The 7,420-nt window shown below is 39.4% G+C and carries 5 protein-coding genes and 3 pseudogenes; 2 read left to right on the forward strand and 6 right to left on the reverse strand.

Going from position 1 to position 7,420, the window contains the following annotated elements:
• Positions 1-226: 226 nt before the first annotated feature.
• From HT699_RS10025 to HT699_RS10040, 5 genes and pseudogenes are all read right to left on the reverse strand, one after another.
• Positions 227-1,069 (reverse strand): aldo/keto reductase, encoded by an 843-nt coding sequence (locus tag HT699_RS10025; protein WP_050261371.1) that lies wholly within the window; start codon positions 1,067-1,069, stop codon positions 227-229.
• Positions 1,070-1,183: 114 nt separating this feature from the next.
• Complete coding sequence (gene pgdA / locus HT699_RS10030; protein WP_050219159.1) at positions 1,184-2,575, reverse strand: peptidoglycan-N-acetylglucosamine deacetylase PgdA; 1,392 nt, start codon at positions 2,573-2,575, stop codon at positions 1,184-1,186.
• A gap of 234 nt (positions 2,576-2,809) precedes the next feature.
• A pseudogene (locus HT699_RS10035) lies at positions 2,810-3,409 on the reverse strand (DUF6088 family protein).
• Positions 3,410-3,909: 500 nt separating this feature from the next.
• Positions 3,910-4,020, reverse strand: a pseudogene (locus HT699_RS11875) (flagellar assembly protein H domain protein); the annotation flags it as partial.
• Positions 4,021-4,025: 5 nt separating this feature from the next.
• Complete coding sequence (locus HT699_RS10040) at positions 4,026-4,964, reverse strand: Rpn family recombination-promoting nuclease/putative transposase (protein WP_050261370.1); 939 nt, start codon at positions 4,962-4,964, stop codon at positions 4,026-4,028.
• Between the two features lie 196 nt (positions 4,965-5,160).
• Between HT699_RS10040 and HT699_RS10045 the strand changes: the two genes are divergently transcribed.
• Positions 5,161-6,138 carry a Gfo/Idh/MocA family oxidoreductase gene (locus HT699_RS10045; protein ID WP_172934335.1) on the forward strand — a complete coding sequence of 326 codons (978 nt, stop codon included), beginning with the start codon at positions 5,161-5,163 and terminating at the stop codon, positions 6,136-6,138.
• Positions 6,135-7,217, forward strand: coding sequence for a DEAD/DEAH box helicase (locus HT699_RS10050; RefSeq protein WP_172934336.1), 1,083 nt, complete (start codon positions 6,135-6,137; stop codon positions 7,215-7,217). The genes HT699_RS10045 and HT699_RS10050 overlap by 4 nt, the downstream gene beginning before the upstream one ends.
• Here HT699_RS10050 and HT699_RS10055 read toward each other — a convergent pair.
• A pseudogene (locus HT699_RS10055) lies at positions 7,210-7,420 on the reverse strand (hypothetical protein); the annotation flags it as partial. The gene HT699_RS10050 and the pseudogene HT699_RS10055 overlap by 8 nt on opposite strands.

The raw sequence follows: 7,420 nt of genomic DNA on the forward strand, positions 1-7,420 counted from the left end.
TTTCTGACGCCCCTAGGTTGATTTAACCTAGGGGCGTCAGAAACGCGGTTCCACCCTAATTTATTACTTCATTGTTTTTGAAAATACTACAGAAAGCGCCAGCACTTTATTTTGCCCTACTTGGCTCCCACTATCCCAAGCTCGCTTGAAGAACGCCATAAGACTTTCTTTCCTGCTGACTATTATATCAAAAATTAGAACAATGTACAATTCTTTTTATGATTTTCTAGAAATCCACATCATCAACTCGTGGAGCACCAGAATGAACAGCAATCGCTTTTAAGGTTTCACGCTCCTCATGGCTCAATTCAATTCCAAAGCAATCAAGATTAGCCTGAATACGAGAGGCTGTGACAGATTTTGGAAGTGGTAGAAATCCTTCTGCCAAGCTCCAGGCCAAGGCTATCTGAGCAACAAACTTTCCATGATTTGCTGCGATTTCTTGGACTTGCTTGCTATCAAATAGTTCTCCCTGACCAAAAGGGCCCCAAGCTTCCAATAAAATTCCTTTTTCTCGACAGTAATCTACGACTTCCTCTTGATACACACCTGGCGCCAAGCGAACTTGATTGACCGCTGGAAGAATTTTTGCTGTTTCAAACAAGGCATCCAAATGATGGGGAAGAAAATTGCTAACGCCGATAGCACGGATCTTGCCTTCTTGATAGAGGTCTTCCATCGCTCTCCAGACCTCAGCATTTCGGATTTTCCATGCGTCATTTTCTCTAAGCGGTTTTGGATTTGGCCAATGAATCAAATACAGATCCAAATAATCCAAGCCCAACTTCGCTAAAGACTCTGCAAAAGCCTGACGAGCTTGCTCATAGGTTTGTTGGCTATTCCACAGCTTGGTAGTTACGAACAATTCCTCTCGTGGAACTCCGCTATCTTTGATTGCTTGACCAACACTTTCTTCATTCTGATAAATCGCCGCCGTATCAATATGACGATAACCAGCCTTCAAGGCTTCTAACACTGCACGATAGGCTTCTTCTCCATCCTTAGCCTTAAAAGTTCCAAATCCTAGAACTGGAATTTCTACTCCATTATTTAATTGATAGGTATTCATATGCTTCTCCTTCTATTTTATTTATCATTTATAGCATAATTTTTTTGCTAATTAGTACTATCTTTTGTAAAAAATAAGTCTATCACATATCTGACAGAACCTATTTTTTCTTGCTTATTCATCACGACTATAATACAGCTCATGAGGTTTTAGGCGAGTATTGAGCATCTCTGGTATGGTCACAAAGGTATAACCTTGATTTTTCAAATACTCAATGACCCTTGGCAAGGCATTGACTGTCGGACTGTGAATATCATGCATCAAAACGATAGAGCCGTTAGCTACTTGATGCTGAATTTCTGTCAAAATAGATGCTTCATTTTTACTCTTCCAGTCCAGACTATCCACATCCCACATGATAAAGCTCAAATCGAGGCTATTGCGAATGTCGTCTGTAATGGCTCCATAAGGCGGACGCATGAGTTTTGAACTAGAACCCAGCACCTTAGTTAGCGCATCCTCAGTATCAGTAATTTGTTTTTTAGCTTCATCAAGAGAGAGTTGCGAGAGAATCGGATGGCTCCAACTATGGTTTCCAACAGCATGACCTTCAGATTTTATCCTTTTCACCAAGTCCTCATTCCCAGAAACATTTTTCCCAAGCACAAAGAAAGTGGCTTTAACACCATATTTAGCTAGAGTCTCTAATACCTGCGGAGTCGTTGCTGGATTTGGACCATCATCAAAGGTTAGAGCGACAACTTTTTGATGTTTCTTATCAAAATAAGACTGGTACAAGGCAGCATCTTTTTCGAGTAAGTACGAAGATTGGATAACATCAAAGAAAGTAGATACTGGTAAGGCTATCTCTTCTAAATTTTCAACCGCAGGACTCGGATAAAGGATAATCTGACTATCCTTATAATCAAAATTCCATGCAGATAAGTCTTGGTCAGAGAAGCTTTTTACAATCTGCTCACTCTGGTTTTGCTCTATTTTTTTATCCTCTATAAAGGAGGTCAATTCTTTTATCAGCTGTTCCTTAGCCTTACTAGCATCTGAAAACAGTTGGTCAAGTGTAAAAGGTTGCCCATCTTCTGTTAAGTGAACCTTTCCTAGACTGGTCTTTTCAGTCTCTTCAACCTTAAAATCAACTAAATCATAGATTTGTTTGGTCGCATTACGATTGACGACTCCCTTTAAACCTGACTCTCCTTGCTCTGTATAGTAGAAAACAAGATTGTCCTTACTTTCTAGCTTGTCCTTAATGTCTTTATTTATCAGCTCCCTAACAGAGGAAATCACTTGCTCACCTTGGAGAGGATAATAGGCAATCACTTCGGCTTGACCCTTACGAAAATGCTCCTTCTGATTTCCCTCACTTAATTGATCGTCTTTCTCTTTTTTGAGCGATTCAATCTTTTGCTCAAAACTTTTTTGCTGATACATTTTAAAAGCAATAAATCCGCCTAATAGGCAAATAGAAATTGCTAAAATACCAATCAAAGCCAATAATATATGTCTCTTTTTCCCGTGTCTGCCACGTCCCAGTCTACTTTTATTCATATTTATATCATAACAAATTTAAGCAATAATTTCAATGATACAGTTTGGCAATCCACAATTCCTCTAGCAAGCCAAAGCATCTAACATCAACTAGATCAGCCCTATCTGTAGGAACCATCTAGTTTTCTATCTATGGAATTTCTAGTAGATTGAAGCTAGAATAGACACCGTCACTTCTAAAAACATTCTGAGAAATTGATTTATTTTTCCCAATCGATTTATCCTCAAACATCCCTATACCTCTGATATTTTCTTGATAATACTATATACCCAGATACTTGTAGTTTTACCTTCAGCTAGTAATGTTGACTTTTCTTCTTCAGATAATTTTTTCCGTAAGTAGTCAATCTGCTGAGAAGTAATGTTCTCTTTCCCCATTGCCTTGACAGATTGTATCACCATTGCAGTTAAGGTTGACATATTTGAAATATCTCCATTATTTCTATGCTTAAATTATATTCTTGCCTTACCAACATTAAAACTAGCATATCTTCCATCTGATATATAGGTCCATTTTGCTGGTACCTGAGTAGATAAACCTAGTAAATTAAGGGCTGTGTTTCCCGATGGAGCAATGGTCCAATTATATTTTCTAGCAATAGCATCAGCAATTTCATCCACAGAGGCCATTGCATACTCTCCAATCAGTTCTATATATTTTGGTTTATAATAAATACCTTTCAAAATGCGAGTAATCTCTTTGTCTTTTACAAGACGATTTAATGTACTACGAACAGTTTCATATCCTGCAATATCAAAGAAATCATTTGCTATAAAAACTTGATTCGATTCAAAATTTTCTATCCTGTTTACTATTTCCTGCTTATCGTTCATCTATCACGCCTCCTTTGCACCGAATATGATGCTATTTTTGGTGCAAAAAGTCAAATGAGAGTCATTTTATCAAGAGGGAACAGACCTCTTACAATTTCTTATGTAACATCTCTATCCATTTTTATCCCATTTCTTATTTCAGTAATAACTTGATTATAAAAATCATGATAGTCAGCCGTATTTATTTCTTTTATATTGTAAAATGAAATAAGAATAGGACGATTCGATCAGGACAGTCAAATCGATTTCTAACAATGTTTTAGAAGTAGAGGCGCACTATTCTAGTTTCAATCTACTATAATAGAAATTACTTTGACTTTCCTGACTGATTTGTTTAGTTCTTATTTCATTCAGATATGCTATGCATTAACCAATAGCGGATACCTACGGAGAACTTGCCACTCAGATGTAGGACCTGCCCATCATACAAAAAAACAGACTTCATCCCACAAAGAGATAAAATCTGTTACTATTTTCTACACGATATTTCCTAATTTTTAATCCAGCAGTTGGTCTACTTGGCTGATGACTCGCTCGGTAAAGGGCTTGTTGCCAAAAAACTCCAACCACGGCTTGCGAACCTCGTCTTTGCTGGTTTCTCTGTATTTTTTAGGTCTTATTTATGATGCTCTTTCAATAGTTCTTCAAACTCAGCCACAGTCATGCCTAATTTCTCACTCGCAACCTCAGGTGTTAGAAGACCTTGACGAACTAGATTTGCTAAACTTACTTTTAATCCCTGTTCGATGCCTTCAGCTCGTCCACGTTCAAGACCGCGCTCCAGTCCTTGTTCAATCCCTTCCGCCCTAGCAGTTTCTAAGGCATAGTCCTGTGCTAACATGGCTTGTTCTTCTCGCCTGCGTTGTTCACTAAACATTTTCTTATCCTCCTCGGACCAACTCTTGTAGTCCAGCAGTTGATCTGCTTGGCTGATGGCTCGCTCGGGCTGCTGGGTAAAGGGTTTATTCCCGAAAAACTCTAACCATGGTTTACGAACCTTGTCTTTGCTGGTTTCTCTGTATTTTTTTAGTTCCAAGAAAGCCATCTTAACCAGATGGTTTTCCTGACCGTTATTTGTGATGGTTAAGACCTCACCTGTCGTGTCCTCTCGCATGCTAAAACTGTGGAAAGCCAAATCATCTTGAAAATAATTACTATCCACAATTGCAATAGCGTATACTGGTGCGATGTGTTTGTAGCTCTGGTGAGTATTGCCTTCTTGCTGGCGAATTTTTTCAAGATTTTGATGGACCTGACTGCACAGGTAAGCCCATAAACGATTGATGAAAAAATTCTGATGATGGACTTGGATTTCAATGATTACTTGAGTGCCATTATCCAACTCCGCCAAGACGTCTATACTGGTATAGAAATCCTGCGCCGAGTAGGGTAAAGAAGGCAAGACATGAATATTACTTCCCTCTAAAATGGTTACATTTTTGGCTGGCAAGTCCAGCATATCGCGAATAAATTGACAAGTGATTTCTGGGTTACTGAAAATTTTCTTAGCAACCAAGTCATTAGTTGGGCTGATACCCGGATGTCTTAGAATCATCCTTCTCCTCCTTCTATTATAGCACATTTTTTAATCTAATTTGCTAGATTTGATGCTTCTATCTATTTATTCGTAAAAGAAAGCTTTTCTTCAGAAGAAAGCTAATCGCTTATTTGAAATTTTTCCCCTCTGTTGGATAGTCCCGTCTATCTATGTTATAATGAAAGAAGGATTTAAAATCAGAAAAGGAGTATTTATGCTTAAATTAGGTATCATTGGCACTGGCGATATCAGCCACCACTTCATAGAAGCAGCCCATGCTAGTGGGAAATACCAGCTGGTCGCAGTCTATTCTAGGAAACTTGAAACCGCAGCAACCTTTGCTTCTCGCTATGAAAATATCCAACTCTTCGATCAATTAGAAGTCTTCTTCAAGTCTTCCTTTGATGTGGTCTATATTGCCAGTCCAAACTCCTTGCATTTTGCTCAGGCAAAGGCTACCTTGTCTGCTGGTAAACACGTCATTCTTGAAAAGCCAGCTGTCACTCATCCACAAGAATGGCTAGATTTGAGACATACAGCTGAGAAAAATCACTGCTTTATCTTCGAAGCAGCTCGCAATTACCATGAAAAAGCTTTTACTACTATCAAAAACTTTTTAGCAGACAAACAGATTTTGGGAGCAGATTTCAACTATGCCAAGTATTCTTCCAAAATGCCTAACTTGTTGGCTGGGGAGACACCAAATGTCTTTTCAGACCGTTTTGCTGGTGGAGCTCTTATGGATTTGGGGATTTATCCTCTCTACGCTGCCGTTCGACTCTTTGGAAAAGCTCAGGACGCAACCTATCAGGCTCAACAGCTTGACAATAGCATGGACCTAAACGGAGACGGAATCCTCTTTTACACCGACTATCAAGTTCATATCAAGGCTGGGAAAAACATCACTTCCAATCTTCCTTGCGAGATTTACACAACAAATGGAACCTTGACCCTCAACACCATCGAGCATATCCGCTCAGCTATTTTTATCGACCACCAAGGCAATCAAGTCCAACTCCCTATCCAACAGGCTCCTCATACGATGACTGAGGAAGTCGCTGCATTTGCACACATGATCCAGCAACCAGATCTGAATCTCTACCAAACTTGGCTGGAAGATGCAAGTTCAGTTCATGATCTACTATATACCATGCGCCAGACTGCTGGCATTAGATTTGAGGCAGAAAAATGAAAAACAAACTACCGACTGAATGGCAGGAATTGAGCAACCAACTCGGTTTCCAGGAATTTACCCCCATTCAAACTCAACTATTTGAGCCCATTCTTGCAGGAGAAAATCTTCTAGGAGTAAGCCCAACAGGAACTGGTAAGACCCTAGCTTATCTCCTACCAAGTCTTCTCAGACTACAAAAGAAAAAAGCCCAACAACTCTTGATTCTAGCACCAAATACGGAACTTGCTGGACAGATTTTTGATGTATGTAAAACGTGGGCAGAAGCTATCGGATTGACTGCTCAACTCTTCCTTTCAGGTTCAAGTCAGAAACGACAAATTGAACGTCTTAAAAAGGGGCCAGAAATTCTGATTGGAACTTCTGGCCGTATCTTTGAACTCATTAAATTGAAAAAAATCAAGATGATGAACGTAGAAACCATCATCCTGGATGAATTCGACCAATTGCTTGATGATTCTCAGATTCACTTTGTTGAGAAAATCACTCACTACGCACCTCGTGACCACCAACTTGTCTATATGAGTGCGACGACCAAGTTTGACCAAGAAAAGATTGTGCCGAATACACGCACCATTGATCTCTCTGACCAAAAACTGGACAACATCCAACATTTCTATATGCAGGTAGACCAACGTCACCGAGTGGATATGCTACGAAAACTGGCTCATGTTGAGGATTTCCGCGGACTAGTCTTCTTTAACAGCCTGTCAGACCTTGGAAGTGCAGAAGAAAAATTACAGTATAGGGATATATTAGCTGTTTCCCTCGCTAGTGATGTCAATGTTAAATTTAGAAAAGTCATCTTAGAAAAGTTCAAAGATAAGCAACTAACCCTACTCCTTGCAACTGACCTTCTGGCTCGTGGAATTGATATCGATAGCCTAGAATGTGTCGTAAACTTTGATATTCCTAGAGATATTGAAACCTACACTCACCGCGCTGGCCGTACTGGCCGTATGGGCAAGGAAGGTTATGTTATCACTCTCGTCACTCATCCAGAAGAACTTAAAAAACTCAAGAAATTTGCGAGCGTACGTGAAATTGTCTTGAAAAATCAAGAACTCTATATTAAATAAAGCCCATTGCTCTATACACATCCGGTGTATGGAGCTTTTTTATAAGCAATTCAATTTCATACTCTTCGAAAATCTCTTCAAACCGCGTCAGCTTCGCCTTGTCGTATGTATGGTTACTGACTTCGTCAGTCTTATCTGCAACCTCAAGACAGTGTTTTGAGCTGACTTCGTCAGTTCTATCTGCAACCTCAAGACAGTGTTTT

Origin of the sequence: Streptococcus sp. 1055, from assembly GCF_013276815.1 — a bacterium.
Classification (GTDB): Bacteria; Bacillota; Bacilli; order Lactobacillales; family Streptococcaceae; genus Streptococcus; species Streptococcus pseudopneumoniae.